Origin of the sequence: Vibrio sp. 10N.222.49.C9 (assembly GCF_041474985.1) — a bacterium.
Classification (GTDB): domain Bacteria; phylum Pseudomonadota; class Gammaproteobacteria; order Enterobacterales; family Vibrionaceae; genus Vibrio; species Vibrio crassostreae_C.
Genome location: NZ_JBFRVD010000043.1, coordinates 24,883 through 46,884, shown reverse-complemented (window position 1 = coordinate 46,884; position 22,002 = coordinate 24,883). Strand labels below are relative to the sequence as shown.

Sequence of the window (22,002 nt, the reverse complement as noted above, 5' to 3'; positions counted from 1 at the left end):
TTATGGGGTGTAAATAAAAAAATCCCCACCAGCAGAACTGGTAGGGATTTCATTTATCAACACTAAAAGTCTTTTAAGCCCGTCACCTTTGAAACTATAGCTCTTCAAAACGAAAAGCTTTGATGACGAGCAGAACTTGTTATTTAGTAATTTTCTTCTGAACGTATTTTTTGCTCACGTCGACAACCGCAACATCTCTAAAGAAGCTTCTACCCAACAGAAGTGGGAAAGAAAGATGCGTTCGGTCGGCTAGCGTAAATTCAGTTTTGTCTTTTAGATCGCCAATTTGAATCGAAGCTACAACCACAGCGCGTCGTTGTGTGCCTTCTGCGCTTGATTGCTTGATCTTAACCCAGCGTTCTACTGGTAAGCTGATCTCTTCAGTTGTAATTCCGTCGTGTTCAATCTTGAACTTAACCCAGTCTTTGCCGTCACGTTCAAAATCAACAATATCAACTGCACTGATTGAAGAGGTTGTTGCACCGGTATCGACACGTGCTTTAAACGCTTCTTTTAAACCAGGAACAAACACCCACTCTTCTTCACCAAGAATCAGTTTGCCGTCACTTGTTTTTCTAACCTTCTCTACTGGTTTTTCAACAGGTGCAGGTTTTACTTCCGGCTCAGTTGGTTTTACTTCTTCAGGCTTCTCAGTAGGTTCCGTTACTTTCTCGCCTTCTGTTGCGTCAGTTTTTGAAGAGTCATCCACAACAGGTTGTTCGATTTGAGGCTTTTGCTCTGGCTCAACAGGAGCTTGAGTTGTAGCCGAACAAGCAAACAGGCCACCACTTAGCATTAAAACTACAATCGCTTTCCAATTATACATTCAGTCACCTTCTATTTTGAAACGTTTGCTATCGCTTTTGCTACATAAGGAATATGAGATTCGGAAAGGCCTGCGATATTGATGCGTCCATCACCAACACCATAGACTCCATATTCTTCACGTAATTGATTCATTTGAGTTTCTTTAAAGCCTAGTACACTAAACATGCCTTTATGGCTTTCAATGAAGTCAAATTGTGACGTGTTATAAGTATTTCGCAATTCATCACATAAACTTTGGCGCAGATTTAACAAACGTTGCTGCATTTCACTCAATTCTTGCTTCCAAATCGAGGTTAGCTCTTGATTCTGAAGAATTGTTTTAACCAAAGCTGCACCATGATCTGGCGGCATTGTGTAAGTTGAACGAGCAAGCGTTAGAAGCTTACCTTTAGCATTGCCAACGTGTTCGCTGTTTTTGCCAATCACGATAGCGGCACCCGTTCTTTCACGGTATAAACCGAAGTTCTTCGAGCAAGATGTCGTAATCAACATCTCTTCGACGTTGTTAGCCATGTGTTGAAGACCTTTTGCGTCTTCTTCTAAGCCATCACCAAAGCCTTGGTAAGCAATATCAACGAACGGCAAGAAGCCATTTTTCTGCGATAGTTTGGTAATTTCCTGCCACGCCTCAAAGTCGATATCCGCACCCGTTGGGTTATGACAGCAACCGTGCAGTAGTACCACATCTGATGGACCCGCTTTTGAAAGGTCATCCAACATTCTTGCAGTATCAACTTGCTTCGTTTCAGGACTGAAGTAATTGTAATATCGAACTTTTAAGCCTGCCGCTTCCATCACCGGTTTGTGGTTAACGTAGCTTGGGTTTGAAATCCAAACCGTGGTGTCTGGTTGAGAAACTTTCATTAAGTCACCCAACATGCGAAGTGCACCACTTGCACCCGGTGTTTGAATCGCAGCAACGCGATCCATTGCAGAAGTCCCTTTAAGCAGCAGATCAACCATGCTCTGGTTGAACTCTTCACAGCCTGCCAGGCCAACGTAAGCTTTGGTTTTCTGCGTTTCAACAACGATATCTTGAGCCATAGAAACGGCTTTCATGATCGGAGTTTCGCCTTGATCGTTTTTGTAAACGCCAATGCCTAAGTCGACTTTATCAGTACGAGTATCGCCGCGGTAAGCAACAGAAAGAGATAGAATTGGATCTAAAGTTGGTTTTGGTAGATGTGAAAACATGAAAGTCACAACCCTTTGAAATTCAAGTAATGACCTCCAAGTTATCATTTTATTTACAATTTAAGAAACAGAAATTCATCAAAGTTTTGATTTTTAGGAGATAACTCTAGTTGAATCCAGTACATCCTAGCAATCCCTACTCCAGATAGTTCAATATTCCATCAATTTACAAATTTAACTACGTCATAAAATAAAAAAGCCTCAGCAGAGGGCTGAGGCTAACTATTTGTACTAGTGTAGTATGTCGTAAATTTACGTTAGTCCACTAAAGCTGGAACCGATGGATGATTTGGTTTGAGCTACCACGCCAATCTAACATTGGATCCGCTTTATCTTGTTCGAAACGACCGTCAATCAGGGTATCAACGTATTCCAATACTTGCTTCTGTTTATCATCCAGCTCATCGAGCTCATAGCCAGTCCACATCCAGATGTCTTTGCCTTCACATTCTGCTTTTACACGCTGAACAAGCTTAAGCACTTCAGATACATTTGCAGGATGAAGAGGATCACCACCTGAAAGCGACAAGCCACGACGCTTGATTCGTGGATCATTGAGATCAGCGATAATGTGGTCTTGCAGCTCTTGAGTAAACAAATGCCCGGAGTCCAACCTTTGCGTTGATTGGTTATAACACCCGCGACACTGGTGTACACAACCCGACACAAACAAAGTGCAGCGTGTTCCAGGGCCATTTACAACGTCGATTGGGTGATATTGGTGATAATTCATAAGGCAGTATTGAAAACTCGTGATGGCTTAATGGTTTAACTCGAAAAGTAGCGAGAGTTGAAACAAATGAATTGGTATCGACATAGCGCCGATACCAAACATATTTCTTGAAACGTAGCTCTTCTAAGTAAGCTAGCTAATAATCTTAGAGCTTACTAAAGATGCTTCACGCGGCGTTTAACTTCTTCTTGCTTACCGAAGTTAAATGGTCGTGCATCTGGGCTACCAAGGTAACCACAAACACGGCGCGTCACCGATACTTTGGTTGAGTCATGGTTGCCACATTTAGGACACGTAAAGCCCTTACTTGTACAGTCGAACTCACCGTTGTAACCACATTCGTAACACTCATCAATCGGCGTGTTGGTGCCGTAGTAAGGAACACGTGTGTAGCTGTAGTCCCAAACGTTTTCTAGCGCTTCGATGTTCTTCTGCATGTTCGGGAATTCGCCGTAACAGATGAAACCACCGCTAGAGATTTCTGGATAAGGCATCTCGAAATCGATCTTGTCGTATGGGTTCACTTTCTTCTGCACGTCTAAGTGGAAGCTGTTGGTGTAATAACCACGGTCTGTTACGCCATCAATCACACCAAACTCTTTGGTATCAATGCTGCAGAAACGGCTGCATAGGTTTTCACTTGGTGTGCCGTATAGGCTGAATGCGTAACCTGTCTCTTTCGTCCAAGATTCCACTTCACGCTTCATGTACTCCACCAACTCAAGCGCTTTAGCACGCATTTCGCCATCGTCGTACAGGTGAACGTCAGTACCGTAAAGTGCTGTCATCGCTTCGTGGATACCAATGTAACCAAGAGAAACAGACGCGCGGCCGTTCTTGAAGATATCGGCAATAGAGTCGTCTGCTTTCAAGCGAACGCCACATGCACCTTCCATGTATAGGATTGGAGCAACACGTGCTTTCACGTTTTCTAGACGAGAAATACGAGTTTCTAATGCACGACGAGCCAGCTTGAGTTTATCATCAAGCAGTTCGTAGAACTTAGCCATATCTTGTTTTGCGTTAATCGCAATACGTGGCAAGTTCAAGCTAACAACACCTAAGTTGTTACGGCCTTCGTGAATCAACTCACCATTTTCTTCATAAGTATTCAAGAAGCTACGACAACCCATAGGAGTTTTAAATGACCCTGTCACTTCTACTACTTTGTCGTAGTTAAGAATGTCTGGGTACATACGCTTAGACGCACACTCTAGCGCTAATTGCTTGATGTCGTAGTTTGGATCTTGCTTCTGGTGGTTCAAACCATCTTTGATCGCAAATACCAGTTTAGGGAACACGGCTGTTTTACGGTTCTTACCCAAACCTGCAATGCGGTTTTTCAAGATTGATTGCTGAATCAATTTCGAGCCCCAGCTTTCACCTAAACCAAAACCAAACGTCACGAATGGTGTTTGACCATTAGCGGTGTGCAGCGTGTTTACTTCGTACTCCAGAGATTGGAACGCGTCGTAACACTCTTTCTCTGTGCGAGAGATAGCAAAAGCTTCTGGGCTATGAATGTCCCACTCTTTCGCTAGCGATAAGTGCTTCTCGTAGCTCGCCATAACGTAAGGTTCAAGAACCTCATCGATGCGGTTAATCGTTGTGCCGCCGTAGATGTGACTCGCCACTTGCGCGATGATCTGCGCGGTTACCGCTGTCGCCGTAGAAATAGACTTAGGTGTGTCGATTTCCGCGTTACCCATCTTGAAGCCATGCGTTAACATGCCTTTCAGATCGATAAGCATGCAGTTAAACATTGGGAAGAACGGTGCGTAGTCTAGATCGTGGTAGTGAATATCACCACATTCGTGAGCATGTACGATATCACGTGGCAAAATGTGAGTTTTCGCATAGTGTTTAGCCACGATACCCGCCAGCAGGTCACGCTGAGTTGGGATTACTTTGCCATCTTTGTTCGCGTTTTCATTGATTAGATCAACGTTGCTTTCTTCGATCAAACCTTCGATCTCACGAGTTAAAGCGCTTTGCTTCTCACGGGCGATGTCGCGGTCATGACGATATTCAATGTAGGCACGAGCCAGAGACTTGTATGGTCCCTGCATTAGCTCGTTCTCGACCATGGTTTGAATTTCAGAGATATGAACTTCATCGTAGTCTTCGAGCTTCAACTCAACTGCTAATGCCACATTCAGTGCATAAATAGCAATTTCCTTATCGGCTTTGTCTGATGCTGCTTCCACTGCAGCTTGGATGCGATCTCTACTGAATGGAGCTCTTGAGCCATCACGCTTGATTACGATTGATTTCACCACTTCTCCTTACTCTTGAGGTATTCACAGACTTATCCACAAACACACTATATAGAGCGATTTATCGTTTAACTAACACTAGATATTGTGGCGTATTTAACGAGAACCACCAACTTTGAGTATTGATTTGGATCAATAAAAAGAGAACGCTGACTAAGATCAATTCAATATTATTACGCTAGTTCTCAAGTCGAAAAGAAACAATGTAACAATAAAAAAACTCCTAAAAAGAGTTGAATTTTTGGTAAGTGTTGTAGGATAACGGCTCATCAATATTGGCAGACAAAATTAGGGATATTTGGCATGAAACGACTTCAAAACTGGATAATGTTAGGCTGCTTACTCAGTAGCCAGACATTTGCTGAACCTTTGACCATATCCAGTTGGAATATCGAATGGTTATCAACCAACGAGGCTGTGAATAAGTTTTCTGACAAACGTGATCAAGCTGATTTCGACAAACTCGCAACTTATTTTCAATCCTTAGACGCAGACGTGGTTGCGTTTCAAGAAGTCGATAACGTAAATGCCATTCAGCGTGTGGCTGGTGATCAATACAAGATATTGATGTCTGACCGGGCGCTATCTAAGAACAGCAACCGCCAATTTAAAGAAGTGAACCAATACACGGGATTTGCAGTTCGTAAAGGAGTAGCCCTCACCGACTACGCTGACTTTCCGCTTGAAACCACATCCAACAGTAAACTTAGGTTTGCCAGCTATATCGTTGTAGAAACAAACTTTAAACCCATTCACATGTTGTCTGTGCATTTAAAGGCAGGTTGTAGCGGAGCGTATAAGTCCAACCGCGATTGCTCTCGTTTAAAAGAGCAAGCTCAGCAACTGAACAAGTGGATAAAGCAAAGAGAGCGCAATAACGAAGACTACGCCATTCTTGGCGACTTTAACCATAACCTCGCTTACTCACGAGATTGGATGTGGAAAGAGTTATCACAATATACTGATGCGCAGTTAGCGACACGAAAGACCCGTGCAGATTGTAAGGTACGCTCTAACCGCAACAATTATCGCACACATCAGTTCCGCTCTGTTATTGATCATATTGTGGTGAGTGAGTCGCTAAATGCTTCTCCTGCAAAGCAGAAGGTATTTGAAACACAAGATGTTCTGGACTACAAACTCAGCGACCACTGTCCAGTTTCAACGACTATTAAATAGTAGATTTTAGATAACAGCAGATTGTAGATAACTGAAAATAATAGAAACAGTAAATATAGAAAGAGGCTGACTGACTTTCGTGCTGAAAGCGAGTCAACCTCTATGCTTGGTCAGCTCAGAACGGATAACGTCAAAGCCAATGTAATCAGCTATAAGCTTGCTACTAACACGTTTTTTTCATACGATCCGCCAGCCACATTCCCACCAGCATGCTTATCATAAACACCCACACCGTCGGGTTGCCGCCACTTAGGCTGGTTACCGCAGGGCCTGGGCAAAAGCCTGCAATCCCCCAGCCTAAGCCAAACGCTGTAGATCCAAGAATCAGCTTTCTGTCTATCAACGGATTGTTACGGCTATCTAACGGCTCGCCATTGATGGCTTTAGCGCGCTTTTTAATGACCAGATGATAAAACGGTGCAAAGACCAATAGCGCGCCACCCATGACGAATGCCAAACTAATGTCCCAGTTACCGGTAATGTCTAAGAAGCCGAGTACCTTCTCAGGATCAACCATCCCTGAGATGATCATGCCAGAGCCAAAAAGAATACCTGCGACCAAACCGATAACGATAGTAAATGAAGCGTTTTTCATTATGCCCCCAAGCCAGTCAGATTCTTGATAAACACGGTTACGATTGCCACACCCATAAATACACAGGTCGCAACAATAGAACGTTTAGATAAACGCGCCATTCCGACAATGCCATGCCCGCTAGTACAACCGTTCGCTGTTTTAGTACCAAAGCCCACCAGAAGGCCAGCAATAATCACTAAAGCGAGATTCATCTCTTCTAACTGCGGAAGTTGGTAGCCCGTCGGAATTAATAGCCAACCACTTGCGACCATTCCCACAACAAAGGCGATACGCCAGTGTTTTTCGGTGTTTGCTGTATCCGCATCTTTACGTTCTTTGTTGCTGGTGCCAGTTGGCAATAATCGGCTGACAATGCCACTAATGCCAGCAACTCGACCAATCCCCAACATTAAAACAATGGCCGACACGCCTAACAACATGCCGCCGAAAAAAGCATCCCAAGGAATCAAACTAAGCACAAACCTCTCCTATCCACAAACATCATAAACTCATAACAACCTATAAATTAGAGTTTACTAATAAATATAAATTAGTCAATGCTAATGTACTGCGAGTATGTGTCGTTTTGTAAGTCTGGAATTAACAAGCGCCCTGCATGAAAAAAGCCCCTAGGTGTTAACCTAAGGGCTTAAGATTTATTCTGTCTTTGGTAAAGAACAGCTATTTGACCTTGTTCTTCTCAGCAATCCATTGCGACATGTACTTAGTGCTCGCCATACTATGGTGCTTAAGCATTGAACCAAAGAAATTATTCAGTCGATGCGCATCAAGCTCAGAACCTAGCGCAGTCAGTCGCTCGATCAATTTGTCGCCCAGTTGATTCTGTTCATAGTGCGCTTCAAGAATTGAATGACATTGGCTTTGAGCTTTAAGCCATTTCTTTTCATCTTTATAAAGAGCGACAGCTTGTTCAACAAACTCATCAATATCATCTGACACTGCGCCCGGCCATTGCAGTTCACCTTGCGGTAGCATGCCTTCACTGCCGATCTCGCTGGTTACATTCGGAGTTTGCAGCTTCATCGCATCAAGTAACTTGCCTTTAATGCCAGCGCCAAAACGTAATGGCGCAACACAAACACGTGCATCTTCCATCACTTCTTGAGCATCTTTAGCCCAACCTTTGATATGGAAACCGGTTTTTGGATTATGCAAAGCGGTTGCTTTCGGCGGCGGATAAGATCCGTAAATATGAAGTTCACTATCAGGCAACTGCTTACGAATCTTCGGCCAAATCTTCTGTAACTGAAGCACTGCATCCCAGTTAGGCGCATGTCTAAAATTACCTATCGTCATGAAATGCTTACGTTCTTCAAAGCTTTTCGTGCTTTCAGGCAACGTGTTGAGATCAACCATGAACGGCAGGTGATGTAATAGTTTTGGATCGATATTGAACTCAGATTGGAGCAATTCCATCTCGTAACTTGAGATGATCAACGAAAGATCACAGCGCAGGATTGCAGCGATTTCACGTTTCGCCAAGTCACTGTACAGGTGCTCTTTCGTTAACTCTGTCTCTTTCTTAACAGCTTCATGTCGAGCATTGCGTAGGAATTGTAAATCTTCAGTATCCAGTAGCTTAAAGGCATTGGGACATACCTTCTCGACGCGCCAGCCGAATTGCTCTTCCATCATAAAACGGTCAAACATCACAACATCGGGCTGCAGCTCTTCAATGTAATCGTCAAAGCTATCGCAATTTAACTGTATAGATTGGCTTGTGATGCCCTCTTCAGAGAGATCAATCATGTGCTCGGTTTCTTGAGCGGGTGTTGCAAATTCAACTGACCAACCTTGTCTCTTAAATAGACGTAAAAGAGACATCATATGGCTGCCAGCCGCCGATGAATTCGGTTCTGGCCAAACGTAGCCAATTGCTAAAACTTTCTTCAAAATACTTCCTAAGAAATAACAAAAGGGCCACAGAAGCCCCTAATAAAACGTTAATCGAGTTATGCCGCTGATAATAATGGTTCTAAGAACTCAGCGATCAGATTCGTTCACCTACATTGCGAGCTATCATAAGCACTTCATCGGCTGAGTAAAAGTTTGAAATCGTGGTTTCGACTTGAGCGCCCAATGTCGACTGATAGAGCTTTTGTGCAAAGTTATCTGCTCTGGTGGTCACTAATACATGTTTTAGTGTCGAGCCCTGCTCTGATAGCTTCTGCTTCACTTGAGGCAAAGAGTCTAGAATCAGCTTTTTGCCCAATCCTTGCCCCTGAGCACTCGGTAACACAGCAAGTTGTTCTAGCTCCAAAACAGCTTCAGGCCTAAACCCACTCTTTTGAACCCAAATAATGTAGCCGACAATCTCGCCATCGCTTTCAGCAACAAAGTTAAGAAAGCGTGGCGCAGCATTTAAGTTACATTGTAACCAATTTTTTGAGTTTTGCTGTCGAACAAAAGTAGCTTGGTGAACTAAAGCCGCTCCATCGAGGTCGGCTTCTGTCATAAAACGAACTTGCGCCATGCTGCTACTCATTCTCAGAATTAGGACGCGTTTTACAGTGTAAAATGGCTCTCTCTAGAAGTTCTAATGCCGAGCTATCTGCTTCTGGAAGCTTAGCGTCCGATTGACCTAACGGATCAACACGGCTACCCCACTTAATATGGCCTGCCCCCCAAGTTAAACCGGCACCGAATGCCGCCACAAGGATGTTTGAGTTCGGTTTAACAAAGCCTTGCTCTAACGTTTCACACAATGCAATTGGCACAGTCGCAGCCGACGTGTTGCCATAGTTTTGAATGTTCACAAACGCTTTCTCACGTTCAATGCCCGCCATATCACACAGAGTTTGAATAATTCGGATGTTCGCTTGGTGCGGAATCACAACATCGATGTTTTCAGTTGAGATGCCAGTGCGACTCAATACTGTATGTGCTGCAGCGCCCATTCCTTTCACTGCACGCTTGAAGATCTCTTTACCAACGAAATCAAAATCCCAGTAACCGTTATCAGCAGCAAAGCGGTCCATAGACGTACCGAATTTTGGTACTGCTAGAATGTCACGGCCCTCTGCGTCACAACCGATTTGAGCTTCTTGTAAACCCACTTGTTCTTCAGTACGCGATAAAACCACAGCGCCAGCGCCATCACCGAATAGAACCGCAGTATCACGCTTGGTCCAGTCGATGAAGAATGAAAGACGCTCTGCACCCACAACGATCGCATTGCGGTAGTTGCCCGCTTGAATCAATCGAGTTGCTGTTTCAACACCGTAGATAAAGCCTGTACACGCTGCATTAAGGTCAAAAGCTGCTGCGCTCTTGATGCCTAAGTTCTGTTGAACTTTAGACGCGGTATTTGGAATAAGAGAGTCTGGACTGCACGTCGCTACGATCACAAGATCGATATCTTCGGCTGTTAAACCAGCACACGCCATTGCATGTTGAGCAGCAACGGTCGCTAGCTCAGAGGTATTTACATGACTGATACGGCGATTTTCGATACCAGTTCGAGTACGAATCCACTCGTCAGACGTATCAATGAAAGTGCTTAAATCATCATTGGATAGCACGGCTGGTGGCAGACACTTTCCCCAGCCCGTAATTTCAGCGTAAAATTTTGTCATCATTTACCTGTTTATTGTTTGTTTTTATTTGAGTATCTTATTCTTGTTTTAAACAGTATAAGCGTTCCGTACATGATTCGTAAATCGCGTTAGGCACGGAGACGCAATAAAAAGAGAAAGTTATGTCTACATTCAACACACGTTGCCCTTCTTGCGGTGGCGTAAACCGAGTTCCTTCAGAAAGAATTTCAGAAAGCCCTACTTGTGGTAAGTGCAAAAACGCACTTCTAGACGGTGCACCAATCGAAGGTACGTCACTGAATTTCCAATCAATTTTGAACAGTTCACAGCCTGTCGTTGTCGATTTTTGGGCGACATGGTGCAACCCATGTGTAGGTTTCGCACCTGTATTTAGCGATGTCGCTAAAGAGCGCGCTGGCGATGTTCGATTTGTTAAAATTGATACCGAAGCTCAACAGCAACTGGCGGCTATGTATCAAATCAGAAGCATCCCAACGGTGATGGTGTTCAAGAACGGTCAACGTGTTGATACGATTAACGGTGCACTGCCAAAAGGTCAATTTGATCAGTGGCTTAATCAAGCACTAACTAAGTAATACTATTGGTTAAGCTATTGATTAAGCTATTGATTAAGCTATTGATTTAGCATTACTTAATTCTAAGTAAGCACACAAAAATAGGTTAGAGAGTCTTACCAAATCAAGACTATCTAACCTACTGTTTTATTTATGGTTATCACTTAACTTCTTGAATAAAACTACAGCTTCGCCTTTCGCTTGAATATTAGATTCTTGCTTGCCAAACCCGTATTGCTGTTTGATTTGATCTGCGACTTTCTCAGCAATCATAATGGTTGGTGCATTGGTGTTTGCCCCAATCAGTGTCGGCATCACAGAAGCATCAATGACTCTCAAATTATCCAATCCATAAACTTTGAGATCTTTATCTACCACAGCTAAAGAATCGCTACTAGGTCCCATTTTACAGGTCCCGATCGGGTGATACTGAGTGTCTGCACGATTGCGAATATCTTGCTCGATAGCCTTGTCATCACTGGCGTCCACAGGGTAGAAAGCATTGCCTCGGATATCATCAAACGCGGAACTCTCTAACATTTGATACTGCTTCTTCCAGCCCTTAATCATGATCTCCATGTCTTCAGGATGACTGAAAAACGCAGGATCGATCTTAGGCGGATCATAGGGATCATTACTATTGAGCGTTACGGTGCCGTAGCTCTTCGGTCGCAATAAGGTGACATGAGAGGTAAAGCCATGACTGGTATGAATTTTTCTAGCATGGTCATCTACAACAGCGACCACAAATACAAACTCTAAATCCGGTACAGCGATATGATCTTCGGAACAGAGAAAGCCTATTCCCTCTGCAAAATTACTGCTCATTTTACCGCGGCGTTCTTTGTGCCATAGTGGTAAGGCTTTGGTCATTTCAGAGGCCATTTACAGCGAGATACCAAAAGTTTCACGCTTTTCACTGCATTTATACGAATGTACTAAGTCGATATGATCTTGAAGGTTCTTGCCCACTCCAGGTAATTCATGAACCTGTTCGATTCCATGTGTCTCTAGTTCAGTTTGAGCACCGACACCAGACAGTAACAGCAATTGGGGAGAACCAAACGCGCCAGCGGAAAGAATCACTTCTTTGTTGCATCGTATCTGATAACGCTTTCCGCTAGAACCATATTCAACACCAATCGCCTTCTTGCCTTCAAACAAAACCTTATGTGTGGTGGCTTTAGTCACGACCTTGAGATTCGATCGTGAAAGGTTTGGCGTTAAGTAAGCCTTGGCAGCACTGCATCGTTCACCATTCAGCTGTGTTACCTGCGTCGGCATCGCCCCAAACTGAGCAGCGCCGTTAATATCCTCATTGCGAGGTACACCTATCGATTCACACGCCGTTAAATAACGTTCCAACATAGGGCTTGGCGATCTAAGATTGGCCACATTAAGAGGACCACCTTGGCCATGGAACTCATCTTGGTGGACTTCGTTGTTTTCTGCTTTCTTAAAGTAAGGCAAACAGGATTCATAGTTCCAGCCAGCATTGCCCAAGCTTTCCCATCTATCGTAGTCATAGCGATGTCCACGAGCGTACATCATGGCATTGATAGAGCTAGAACCGCCAAGTGTCTTACCTCTAGGCTGATAGCCTTTACGACCGTTCAAACCCGGCTGTTCAACCGTTTCGAATGCCCAATTATTGAGTTTGGTTGGCATCATCGCCACCACGCCAACGGGTGTGTGAATGAATGGGCTGGTGTCTTTACCACCCGCTTCTAACAAGCAAACCGTCACATCCGGATCTTCCGACAGCCGAGAAGCCATCACACACCCAGCTGAACCACCGCCAACAATAATAAAATCATAACTATCCATTTGCCATCTCCGCTATTTCTAGTGGGTGTAACTCACGCTTCAAGATTTTTCCGGTTGCTGTCATGGGTAAGGCTTTACGAATGAATACCTTACGCGGGTATTTGTAGTCGGCGAGTTGCTCACGACACCATGCTATCAAGGCGGCACTATCACATTGCGTATGTTCGTGAAGAACCACATGCGCGTGGATCTCCTCGCCTAAATGTTCATGATGCTCGCCTACCACCGCGACCATTTCGACATCGGGGTGACACATCAACACTTCTTCGACTTCACGTGGATAAACGTTGTACCCACCACGAATAATCATGTCTTTAACACGGTCAACAATGAACAAATTGCCATGCTCATCGACGCGACCGATATCTCCCGTTAAGAACCAACCATCACGAATAGATTCAGCTGTCGCCTCTGGCCTTTGATAATAGCCTTTCATCACACTTGGGCTTTTAATGCAGACTTCGCCGAGTTCACCCATAGCGACAGAGTTGCCTTGTATATCAGTAATCTTGATGAGGTGGCCACATAAAGGCTGACCGACACTACCCGATAAACGATCGCCATCAATATGATTAAAGGTCGCAACCGGCGCCGTTTCCGAGAGCCCATAACCTTCTAAGACTGGTAATTCAAAACGAGATTCAAACTGTCGTATAACCTCAAGCGGCATAGAAGCACCGCCAGAAACACCTAACCTCAAGCTGTGTTTAACCTGTTCAGAGCGTTTGCTTGTGTTTTCTAAACTATCAGAAGACTCTTCTCCCGCCTTTAATAGCGCGATATACATAGTAGGAACACCCGCAAACACGCTGACTTTATGGCTAATGATCTGTTCAATAACCAATGACGGTTCAAAACGAGAAATCAACACCATGGTGGACCCTGTTAGCACACTCGCGTTCATCATCACCGTCTGACCGAAGCTATGGAATAAAGGCAGTGTAGCCATTGTGGTGTCGCTGTACTCCAATCTCATTAGATACTGTGACGACATCGCATTGGTTTGCATGTTGGTGTGGGAAAGCTCAGCCCCTTTTGGTTGACCCGTCGTGCCAGAGGTATAAAGGATCACAGCGGTATCATCGCCATGACAAGCCACAGACTCAAAAGGAGTAAAAGGTTGTGCCAACCAATCAGCGATTGATTCATGCTCCTCATTACTTTCTAAAGTAGTGTCTGTGTTTGTTGGGATAGGCATCTCGACAAAGTGTTCACAGTGGTTTGCCTGCTCAAAACCTTGTAAACCATAGCGACCAATGGGAAGCTCTTCACTGCCGTCAAAACATAAATAGGCCTTCGCGTTAGAGTCATTAAGGTGATAAGCGATCTCTCTGGCCTTGAATAGCACGTTCAAAGGTACGACTACACAACCCGCTTTTAGAATCCCGTAATAGGCTATCGGAAAGTAAGTCACGTTCGGGCATGACAACGCTACCTTATCTCCGTTCTGCAACCCAAGTCTTTTCAAGTTAGCAGCCACGTTTCCAGAAAGTTGTTCTAACTGAGAAAAACTGATTTCATCCGATCCCATACGCAGAGCGGCTTTAGTTGGAAAAAGCGAAGCGCTACGCTCCAAATTAACAGCAAGATTGTGCATCCATGATCTCCTTGTGCGGCTTAGACTTGTTTGTGACGGTCACCGTAGACGTTCTAATCGTTGTAATAAGTCTCTTTCTTGTCATCACGAGCCTGCACATTGGTGTGTCATGTAGATAAGAGTCGTTATTGAGCAAAATGTTTGAGACGCTCCAATGTGCAGCCCAATAAATTACAACATTTCGATAACATTTCGAACGAGTTTCAAAAAGACAAAAACCGGTGATACTCGGACACAGCCTGCGCTAGCACAATAAAACCTTGCACACATAAACCAAAATTTGGAACAAGCTTGCGAAAGTGAGAACAAGCAACAGGCGTAAATGTTAAAAGTTCGGTTAAGATATCGATATTCAACAAGAGGCAGCTTATGGAATACACCGCAGTTTACGAACCCGACATGCAAGCATTCGGCATTCTGGATCTTCAGTTGCTGCATCGTTACCTGTCGCCTGTTCTCAGTATCGAAGAGTTGCTCGAAGGAAGTAACATCGATGCTCTCCAACTCAACACACCCGATACACACATCACTTTGGCGCAAAAGCTTGCTGTGTTCAGTAATGCGTTAGCGAATTCCAACGAAGACGGATTGGGGCTTAAAGTTGGCCAACAAGCGAGGTTCAGCGATTTCGGCGTGCTCGGTTATGCGGTGTTTAGCAGCGAAACACTACTCGATGCCTTTTTAATCGGGTTTAAGTATCTGCAACTTGCTGGCCCTGTCCTCAGGAAAACCATGTCTGTAGAAGACAACATTGGTTACTTTCGCGCAGAGCAACTTATCGAACTCGATTCTTTACTGCCCTTTTGTTGTGAATACTGGTTCTCGGCGATACACAGTTTGTGCGAAGAGGTCTTACAGCAGCCCTTTCCTTCTCAAGTGATCCGCTTCCCCTATCCAAAACCTGAATACGGCGATCTATACACAGAGATTTTCCGCTGCCCGGTTGAATTCAATAGTGACCGGCTTGAATGGGAGTTCGACGCAACCACCTTGTATTCATCTCTTCCTACCGCCAACCCCATCACTTTACAGATGTGCTTAAAATCGTGTGATGACATGTTGGCAAAAGTCAGTGCACCCAGTAGCCTCAAAGAGAAAGTCTCTCAGATGCTGATTGAAAGGCCAGGATGTTACCCTTCTATAGAATCCATTTCTTCAGAACTGGGCATGTCTTCTCGAACTCTGCGTCGTCACCTGAAAGCAGCCGATACCAGCTACCAGAAGATACTGGACCACGTTCGTTTTCACCTTTCTCGACACTACCTTTCTTCAACTCGAATGAGTATTGAAGAGATATCTGAACGAGTTGGCTTTTCTGATAGCGCTAACTTTCGTCATGCCTTTCGTAAGTGGAGTGGTAACTCGCCACGTCAATACCGTAAAGAAACGGTCTAACACTTAAAATCCCACTCAATCCAAATCATAAAAAGACAATCACGCTGCAATCTTTTTCTAAATTAAACCACCAATGAACAACGGCTTAACGACTTTTTGCCCGCATAAAATCTCGCCAAACCACCAAATATCGCAACCGTATTTTAGTTTAGTTGGTCGATAAATTTCTTTTATCTTAACGACCATTTTTATTTGTTTTACCCAATTCAGTTTCTCCCCCATAGTCGCGGAAAATTCATCGTTTCTTTTACTATCAGAGGCTCCTGCATTGGACAACATCCAACCAACAACTCGCATAACTGTTCCTGTTATTGCATTGTCTTTTTACGCGATCGCTTCAGGCTACTTAATGAGTTCATTACCATTAATGCTGTCTGAGTATGGCTTAGACAAAGATCTATCGAGTTGGTTAGCGAGTGCATTCTATGCAGGTCTACTGGCTGGTACATTATTGATTGAACGTGCCATTGCGCGTGTTGGCCACAAAGATGCGTTCGTCATCGCATTGAGTGTGTTCATCGCAACGATCCTTGTATTGCCATTGATCCCACACCAAGCAGTATGGCTACTAGCTCGCTTTGTGGCTGGTGTGGCGGTTGCAGGTATCTTCGTGATTGTAGAGTCTTGGCTAATGAGCGGTGACGAGTCACAACGCGCAAAACGTCTCGCTATCTACATGTGTTCACTGTACGGCGGTTCTGCAGTTGGTCAGCTTGGTATCGGTTACCTAGGTATTACTGGTGGCGTACCTTTCATCGCAATGTTCACCCTTCTGTTTGGTGCGATCATTGTGCTGATGTACGGACAAGCAACTCCACCACAGATCCACGATGCGCAATCTTTGTCTTTAAAGCAGATCAGCAAATTAAGCCACAGCGCGCTAATTGGCTGCATTGTTTCCGGATTAACGCTAGGTGCGATTTACGGCTTGATGCCAGTTGAACTTGCTCAACGTAACATTGCACACGAAGACATTGGTGGTTTGATGGCTTTGGTTATCATGGGTGGTATGGCTGTACAGCCGATGGTGACTTGGTTATCTCACCACGTAGGACAAGTGTTATTAATGGCTTTGTTCTGCCTGTTAGGGGTTGCAAGCATTGGTGTGCTGACTATCAATCACGATTTCTACGTACTAGGCATGAGCTTGTTCGTATTAGGCATGGCCACATTTGCGCTATACCCAATCGCGATTAACTTAGGTTGCCGTAACCTTGACCCAAGCTACTTGGTGTCAGTGACTCAAATCATGCTACTTTGCTACAGCATCGGTTCTGTTGCGGGACCAATCGTTGCAGACAGCTTTATGGATTCACAAGCAGGATTGTTCACTTACCTGTTCGCGTCTCTACTTGCTACAACGATCTACATGTTGATTGCTAGCCTAAAGCGCTCTCACCTACAGATTGCAGGCGAGTAAGCTTAAATAGACAGACACTAGATGCGTGTCATTAGGGCTCCGAGTTCAGACTTTATGTCTAAGCGAAGGGCTCTTTTCAACTCATGCCTATATGTAACCTTCTTCTCCCACACTTCTCATTTCATCGTGCAAGGCTAACCAAGAAGTCGATGGCTCTTTCGATATTGACTGGGTGACAAACCGAAATGCTTTTTGAAACGATGCGAAAAGTTATAAGGATCTTTGTAGCCTAAGCGATTAGCAATCATAGAAACTGACCAATCTTGATATTTCAGTAGACTGGTGGCTTTGTCCATACGTAATTGAATCAATTTACTGCGTGGTGAGAGGTTGAATAGCGTCTTGGTGACTCTATTGAGTTGCTCTTCACTGATAAACACTCTTTCAGCCATCCCTGCCACTGTCCATGGCTGATGCAGACTACTTTCAATTTCGTTATAGAGCGCTTGAACACGTGCAGTGGTGCTGGTCGACTTAGGCTCAAACCCCGTCAATGTTCGGATAATTTCACTCAAGAGTAACTTACGGTAACTGGCTCTACCGCCTATCTCAAAGTAAACCAAGTTCATTAATGACCAGATCTGCTCACACTCTCCAAAAGGCACAATCCCCTGTCCTAAACTTGCTATGTGCTGCCATTGCTTGGTGTCAGGCGTCAGCATCCACGCCATTTTCCAATAATTATATTGAGGATCGAGTTCAAAACGAAATGGGGTTTCAGCAGGAAGCACCACGAGTGTATAAGGTGTAATCGCTTGGACCGATTTTGCGGTTGTTAGAATGCCGCCACCTTCCATAGTGAAAATCAACGTATGAACATTAACGGATTCGCGCTCAACCCAGTAGCCATCATATAGCTTCGCCATGCCGCCCATATAGACACCAAAGCTTTTCATCTCTGGAATATCTTCAACGGTCAAAAAACGTTCTTTGCACTGTTCAGCGAGAAAAACATCATCATGCCAAGTTGATTTTGGTCTCATTGAATCAATGACGGATTCGCACAGGTTTTGTTGTTTTTTAAACATGTTGTTACTTCGCTCAAATCACTATAGTTCTGCCATAAATCGGAGAGCTTATGACAACTAACATCAACCCTAACTCATCTATGAATAACAAGCCAGAGAGCATCTTACCTCGTATCGTTAAACTGGGTTTACCTGTTGCTTTACAAAGTGCGCTTGTCGCTATTCTTGCCCTTGCTGACGTATTAATGGTCAGTGATTATGGTATGGAAGCAGCTGCGGCTGTGGGAATTGCATCAAAATGGCACTTCGTTGCTATTATGATTATGGCAGGGTTGGCCTCAGCAAACGGAACATTAGTCGCTCAATACTGGGGAAAGAACGACCGAAAAAGCGCGCGAACGGTATCATCTATCGCAATGGTGTTTGGCTTAAAAGTTCTGCTGCCTGTTACTGCAATCATCACTCTTGGTTCTCAGTTTTTAATGATGTTGCAAACCAGCGATCAAACCGTGATTGAACTTGGCGCGACTTACCTATGGTATGGCTTCCCCGTTCTACTGCTGACTCACATTGTCGTCGTGGTAGAAGCAAGCATGCGCTCATCAGGTGACACCGTAACCCCGCTGCTATTAGGCGCGGTGACCATTGCACTCAACATTGCGCTTAACTTCGTTCTAATCAAAGGTGCCTTTGGTATTCCCGCTATGGGCGTAGCAGGTGCAGCACTAGCGACGACACTCGCTCGCGCAATTCAAGTCGGCTTGATGTATAGCTACATGCGCATGCGTAAACATTGGTTGTTAACCACGCCTAGCTCACCACATCGTCCATCATTGTGGCTATCTTACCGTCGTATTGCTTTGCCACTAACGATGAATGCCGTGTTATGGGCAATGGGTACTATGGCATACCAAATGATCTTCGGTCACATGGGCACAACGGAACTTGCTGTGTTCTCTATGCTCGCGCCTTTTGAGTCGCTGTGTTACTCGATATTCTTTGGTATTTCTGTAGCGTGTTCCGTGTTGCTTGGTCACTCACTCGGTCGTGATGAGTTTGATGACGCTATGAGTATGGGTCTGACGTTCATCAAAGCCGTGGTTGGTTTTGGTGCGGTTGTAGGCTTGCTATTGTTTATGGGTAAAGAGCACGTTCTGTCATGGCTAAACCTGACCAAAGACGCTTTATACCCGCTTGCTTCACCTGCGATGATGATCATGTGCTTTGCGGTCGTGATTCGCATGCTCAACATGGTGATCATTAACGGTATTATTCGTGCTGGTGGTGATAATGCGTTCTGCCTTCGCATGGATTTCATCGCGATGTGGATGGTGGGCATTCCAGTATGTGTTTACGGCGCGTTTGTCGCTGAATGGGACTTTAAATACATCTATGGTCTAATGTTGGTAGAAGAAGTCGTGAAATTGACCATCTGTTCACACCGTTACTTGAGCCGACGCTGGATCAACAACCTAACGGTGACCTACGAAGAGCCTCAAGCGGCGTAAGTTTCAGTTACCTGGCTATATTCAAACTTAGATAAAACGTATCTACATAAAAAAGGTCTGAGAAATCAGACCTTTTGCATTTCTTTAGAAATTACTTTAAAGCGCCACTTACTTCTTGTTCATTCGGATATGGCGGTTCGACACATTCGGCAACGGCTTTTCAGGCACTTTCCGTTTCTCATGAATCAGATGTCGAATCGCTAATATCGGATGCTTAAGTAGCATTCTTGGCCCGGCATAGCGCATCACCAATCGCATTTGCTCTTTCGGGTCTGGTTTATAGCAATGAATCGGACACTTATTACAGGTCGGTTTTGCTTCGCCATAAGGACATCTATCCAGTCGTGTTTCGGCGTAACGCAACAGTTGCTCACACTCCTCACATAACGCGTTATTCTGACGAACTTCACCGTGGTGATCTTTGCAATAGATGTGCACCATCGCAATAACGGTTTTGTACTCCGTTGCGAGCTCACCTTGTAGAATATTGTTATGTTGGAACATGTTTTAATTACCTAATGAGAAACCGTACAGGTTGAGATTAACGCTTTCGCTTATCACATCTTCAACTCGCTCGAACACAAAGCCTAACTTAGTCAGTAGTGTGATACTTCGAATGTTATCAGAGGTAGTGATGGCAACTAAATGATCGATATCAGCATTCTGCTTAGCTTGTTCAATTATCGCCTCCGCGGCTTCTTGGGCAAAGCCTTGACCATAAAACTCAGGAGCAAACCCGTAGCCAATATCATGCGACGCTAAGGTGTCTCTTTTTATTAATCCGCAGATACCAATTGGCGTTGAAGTTTCTTTGATTTCAACCATCAACAAACAGACACCCTTCTCTTCATGCATCTTAAGAATGTTGTTTTCAATGTACTCGACAGCCTTTTCAGTGTCGTTGATTTCCATATCACCAATGTAACGCAGGAAATCTTCTGAGCTGTATAGTCGTTGAATAAACGCCGCATCTTGAGGTGTGATCATTCTTAATCTTAAACGTTCGGTCTCGACTGACTGCATAGTGATATTTTCCTTGCTGAATACCATGTAAATATTGAGTTCTAGAGCTAAAATGATTATCCTCCACCGCCTAAACTAAATACAAGGCTATGCAGCAATGAACCGTAAGAAAAAAATCAATCAAATTCTAAAAAAGAAGCAGAAACAGGCGAATTCTAAACTGCATAGTAGCAACAAGCCTCGCTACATCTCTAAAGCTGACCGTGCAAAAATGGAAGCTGAAGAACAAGCGAAAGCAGCTCAAGAGCAAGCTGAAGGTTCAGTAGAAGCAACTGTTGAAGCTGAAGAGACAAAAGCTGCAGAGTAAGTTTATACTCGCAGTCCTCTTGTCTGACACTCTTTTCAGAGCCAACAGACAAGAACAAAAAAGCAGCCTCAAATTGGGCTGCTTTTTTGATCCTACCATTTTTAATCGCGCTGGTTAGCCTTTGAATGGCTGCACTTCCCAACGGGCAAACGGTGCTTTTGCGTTGATTCCCGCTCTGCCCCAACGATCAACAGAATCCACTACCAAGATACGCTCATTCGGTACCAATGATTTAATCAAGTTGCTTGGCTTTTTCGCTGTAACTAACCATAGAGCATCATCTTCCGAAAACATCTCTTTAAGCTTGGCTTTGTCCTGCTCTGTCCATTCCAGTTCAGCTTTGAACATGCGTTCTTCAACAAACAGTTGGCTGCCAGAGGCGAAATCTTCCAAGCTTTCTGAAAGCAACAATACTGAATCTACGTCATTGTCGAGCAATACTGCTTGCTGCTTGTTGATCAGTTCACGAACATCTAACATCACACGTTGTAAGTTGCTATCAATCGTTTCAGCTTGCGCAGGCCACAACAACTTAAAGTCATCAGCCACAATTGCCGCCATACGCGTTAGATTGGTTGGGTTTAACCACGCGTATTTAGACACTTCACCATTTGATAACGTCAGCGCAGCTACACCTTGCGCGCGCGGTGTAATCGCTTGAGCCGCATCCACTTCAACCAAACGGATATTGCCCTGTCTTGCGTATACAAATGTAGGATCAGCTTGCCAAATAGATGACAGCGTTAATGCTACGGTCGCCTTTTCGCCGGATTGAAGGACTTTGCTTGCGCCTTTAGTACCAAACCAGTTTGGCAGACGATCAATGCCGTAGCGCTTTGGTGGCAGATATTCGGTGGTAATGTCTGTGCCTTTGGTTAGCTCTGTCGCCAAAGCATAAGTCACAGGCGTACTGGTAAGGATATCCTCGGCATTAGCACTGATAGACACCATTGAGCCGGCCAACCATAGGCTGCTAACGGCACCAACTTTAGTAATAGCCTTCACTGTTCTTGAGATACGATTAATTAAAGAGGTCAT

Annotated in this window: 21 protein-coding genes and 1 pseudogene; 6 read left to right on the top strand and 16 right to left on the bottom strand. The window is 44.4% G+C overall.

All coding sequences use genetic code 11. The features are described from left to right. Nucleotides 1-139: 139 nt before the first annotated feature. The 4 genes from AB4585_RS18240 to nrdD form a co-directional block, all read right to left on the bottom strand. Nucleotides 140-826 carry an ATP-dependent zinc protease gene (locus tag AB4585_RS18240; protein WP_017069095.1) on the bottom strand — a complete coding sequence of 229 codons (687 nt, stop codon included), beginning with the start codon at nt 824-826 and terminating at the stop codon, nt 140-142. A gap of 11 nt (nt 827-837) precedes the next feature. Next, nucleotides 838-2,022: an amino acid aminotransferase gene (locus AB4585_RS18235; RefSeq protein ID WP_017060118.1), complete on the bottom strand. Its 1,185-nt coding sequence runs from the start codon at nt 2,020-2,022 to the stop codon at nt 838-840. Between the two features lie 265 nt (nt 2,023-2,287). Continuing rightward, complete coding sequence (gene nrdG / locus AB4585_RS18230; protein ID WP_136974584.1) at nt 2,288-2,755, bottom strand: anaerobic ribonucleoside-triphosphate reductase-activating protein; 468 nt, start codon at nt 2,753-2,755, stop codon at nt 2,288-2,290. A gap of 155 nt (nt 2,756-2,910) precedes the next feature. Next, nucleotides 2,911-5,031: an anaerobic ribonucleoside-triphosphate reductase gene (gene nrdD / locus AB4585_RS18225; RefSeq protein ID WP_017064570.1), complete on the bottom strand. Its 2,121-nt coding sequence runs from the start codon at nt 5,029-5,031 to the stop codon at nt 2,911-2,913. Nucleotides 5,032-5,334: 303 nt separating this feature from the next. Between nrdD and AB4585_RS18220 the strand changes: the two genes are divergently transcribed. Then, complete coding sequence (locus AB4585_RS18220) at nt 5,335-6,210, top strand: endonuclease/exonuclease/phosphatase family protein (protein WP_017064569.1); 876 nt, start codon at nt 5,335-5,337, stop codon at nt 6,208-6,210. A gap of 163 nt (nt 6,211-6,373) precedes the next feature. Here the strand turns inward: AB4585_RS18220 and AB4585_RS18215 are convergent, their stop codons facing one another. The 5 genes from AB4585_RS18215 to AB4585_RS18195 form a co-directional block, all read right to left on the bottom strand. Then, entirely contained in the window at nt 6,374-6,805 is a 432-nt protein-coding gene (locus AB4585_RS18215) for a DUF6691 family protein (RefSeq protein WP_372170513.1), read from the bottom strand. Next, nucleotides 6,805-7,266 (bottom strand): YeeE/YedE family protein, encoded by a 462-nt coding sequence (locus AB4585_RS18210; RefSeq protein ID WP_010429747.1) that lies wholly within the window; start codon nt 7,264-7,266, stop codon nt 6,805-6,807. Before AB4585_RS18210 ends, AB4585_RS18215 begins: the two co-directional genes overlap by 1 nt. Before the next feature lie 202 nt (nt 7,267-7,468). After that, complete coding sequence (locus AB4585_RS18205; RefSeq protein ID WP_102394371.1) at nt 7,469-8,701, bottom strand: glycosyltransferase; 1,233 nt, start codon at nt 8,699-8,701, stop codon at nt 7,469-7,471. A gap of 97 nt (nt 8,702-8,798) precedes the next feature. Then, nucleotides 8,799-9,263 carry a GNAT family N-acetyltransferase gene (locus tag AB4585_RS18200; protein ID WP_029235379.1) on the bottom strand — a complete coding sequence of 155 codons (465 nt, stop codon included), beginning with the start codon at nt 9,261-9,263 and terminating at the stop codon, nt 8,799-8,801. Nucleotides 9,264-9,285: 22 nt separating this feature from the next. Then, a complete protein-coding gene (locus AB4585_RS18195) occupies nt 9,286-10,383 on the bottom strand; it encodes a ketoacyl-ACP synthase III (protein WP_372170525.1) in 1,098 nt (365 codons plus the stop codon). A gap of 122 nt (nt 10,384-10,505) precedes the next feature. On the opposite strand from AB4585_RS18195, the gene trxC reads away from it, so the two are divergent. Beyond that, nucleotides 10,506-10,940, top strand: a complete 435-nt coding sequence (trxC, locus tag AB4585_RS18190; protein WP_017060125.1) for a thioredoxin TrxC — start codon at nt 10,506-10,508, stop codon at nt 10,938-10,940. A gap of 126 nt (nt 10,941-11,066) precedes the next feature. On the opposite strand, the pseudogene AB4585_RS18185 reads toward trxC, so the two are convergent. Continuing rightward, a pseudogene (locus AB4585_RS18185) lies at nt 11,067-12,746 on the bottom strand (GMC family oxidoreductase). Beyond that, nucleotides 12,739-14,343 (bottom strand): long-chain fatty acid--CoA ligase, encoded by a 1,605-nt coding sequence (locus AB4585_RS18180; protein WP_372170511.1) that lies wholly within the window; start codon nt 14,341-14,343, stop codon nt 12,739-12,741. Before AB4585_RS18180 ends, AB4585_RS18185 begins: the two are co-directional and overlap by 8 nt. Nucleotides 14,344-14,712: 369 nt before the next feature. Between AB4585_RS18180 and AB4585_RS18175 the strand changes: the two genes are divergently transcribed. Next, on the top strand, nt 14,713-15,738 hold the full coding sequence (locus AB4585_RS18175) for an AraC family transcriptional regulator (protein ID WP_017070970.1): 1,026 nt from the start codon (nt 14,713-14,715) through the stop codon (nt 15,736-15,738). A gap of 57 nt (nt 15,739-15,795) precedes the next feature. Here the strand turns inward: AB4585_RS18175 and AB4585_RS18170 are convergent, their stop codons facing one another. Further along, nucleotides 15,796-16,035, bottom strand: coding sequence for a hypothetical protein (locus AB4585_RS18170; RefSeq protein WP_017060129.1), 240 nt, complete (start codon nt 16,033-16,035; stop codon nt 15,796-15,798). Between AB4585_RS18170 and AB4585_RS18165 the strand changes: the two genes are divergently transcribed. After that, complete coding sequence (locus AB4585_RS18165) at nt 16,007-17,158, top strand: MFS transporter (RefSeq protein WP_029235229.1); 1,152 nt, start codon at nt 16,007-16,009, stop codon at nt 17,156-17,158. The genes AB4585_RS18170 and AB4585_RS18165 overlap by 29 nt on opposite strands. Before the next feature lie 134 nt (nt 17,159-17,292). On the opposite strand, the gene AB4585_RS18160 is transcribed toward AB4585_RS18165, so the two are convergent. Continuing rightward, complete coding sequence (locus AB4585_RS18160) at nt 17,293-18,186, bottom strand: helix-turn-helix transcriptional regulator (RefSeq protein WP_372170510.1); 894 nt, start codon at nt 18,184-18,186, stop codon at nt 17,293-17,295. A 50-nt stretch (nt 18,187-18,236) separates the two neighbouring features. Here AB4585_RS18160 and AB4585_RS18155 point away from each other — a divergent pair, with 50 nt between their 5' ends. Further along, a complete protein-coding gene (locus tag AB4585_RS18155; protein WP_136978233.1) occupies nt 18,237-19,634 on the top strand; it encodes an MATE family efflux transporter in 1,398 nt (465 codons plus the stop codon). Between the two features lie 108 nt (nt 19,635-19,742). Here the strand turns inward: AB4585_RS18155 and AB4585_RS18150 are convergent, their stop codons facing one another. Further along, nucleotides 19,743-20,138, bottom strand: coding sequence for a nitrous oxide-stimulated promoter family protein (locus AB4585_RS18150; RefSeq protein ID WP_017060975.1), 396 nt, complete (start codon nt 20,136-20,138; stop codon nt 19,743-19,745). 3 nt (nt 20,139-20,141) lie between these two features. Then, a complete protein-coding gene (locus AB4585_RS18145; RefSeq protein ID WP_372170507.1) occupies nt 20,142-20,657 on the bottom strand; it encodes a GNAT family N-acetyltransferase in 516 nt (171 codons plus the stop codon). 97 nt (nt 20,658-20,754) lie between these two features. On the opposite strand from AB4585_RS18145, the gene AB4585_RS18140 reads away from it, so the two are divergent. After that, entirely contained in the window at nt 20,755-20,964 is a 210-nt protein-coding gene (locus AB4585_RS18140; protein WP_017060973.1) for a DUF2986 domain-containing protein, read from the top strand. A gap of 114 nt (nt 20,965-21,078) precedes the next feature. Here AB4585_RS18140 and AB4585_RS18135 read toward each other — a convergent pair whose 3' ends face one another. Then, on the bottom strand, nt 21,079-22,002 hold the full coding sequence (locus AB4585_RS18135; protein WP_065584939.1) for an ABC transporter substrate-binding protein: 924 nt from the start codon (nt 22,000-22,002) through the stop codon (nt 21,079-21,081).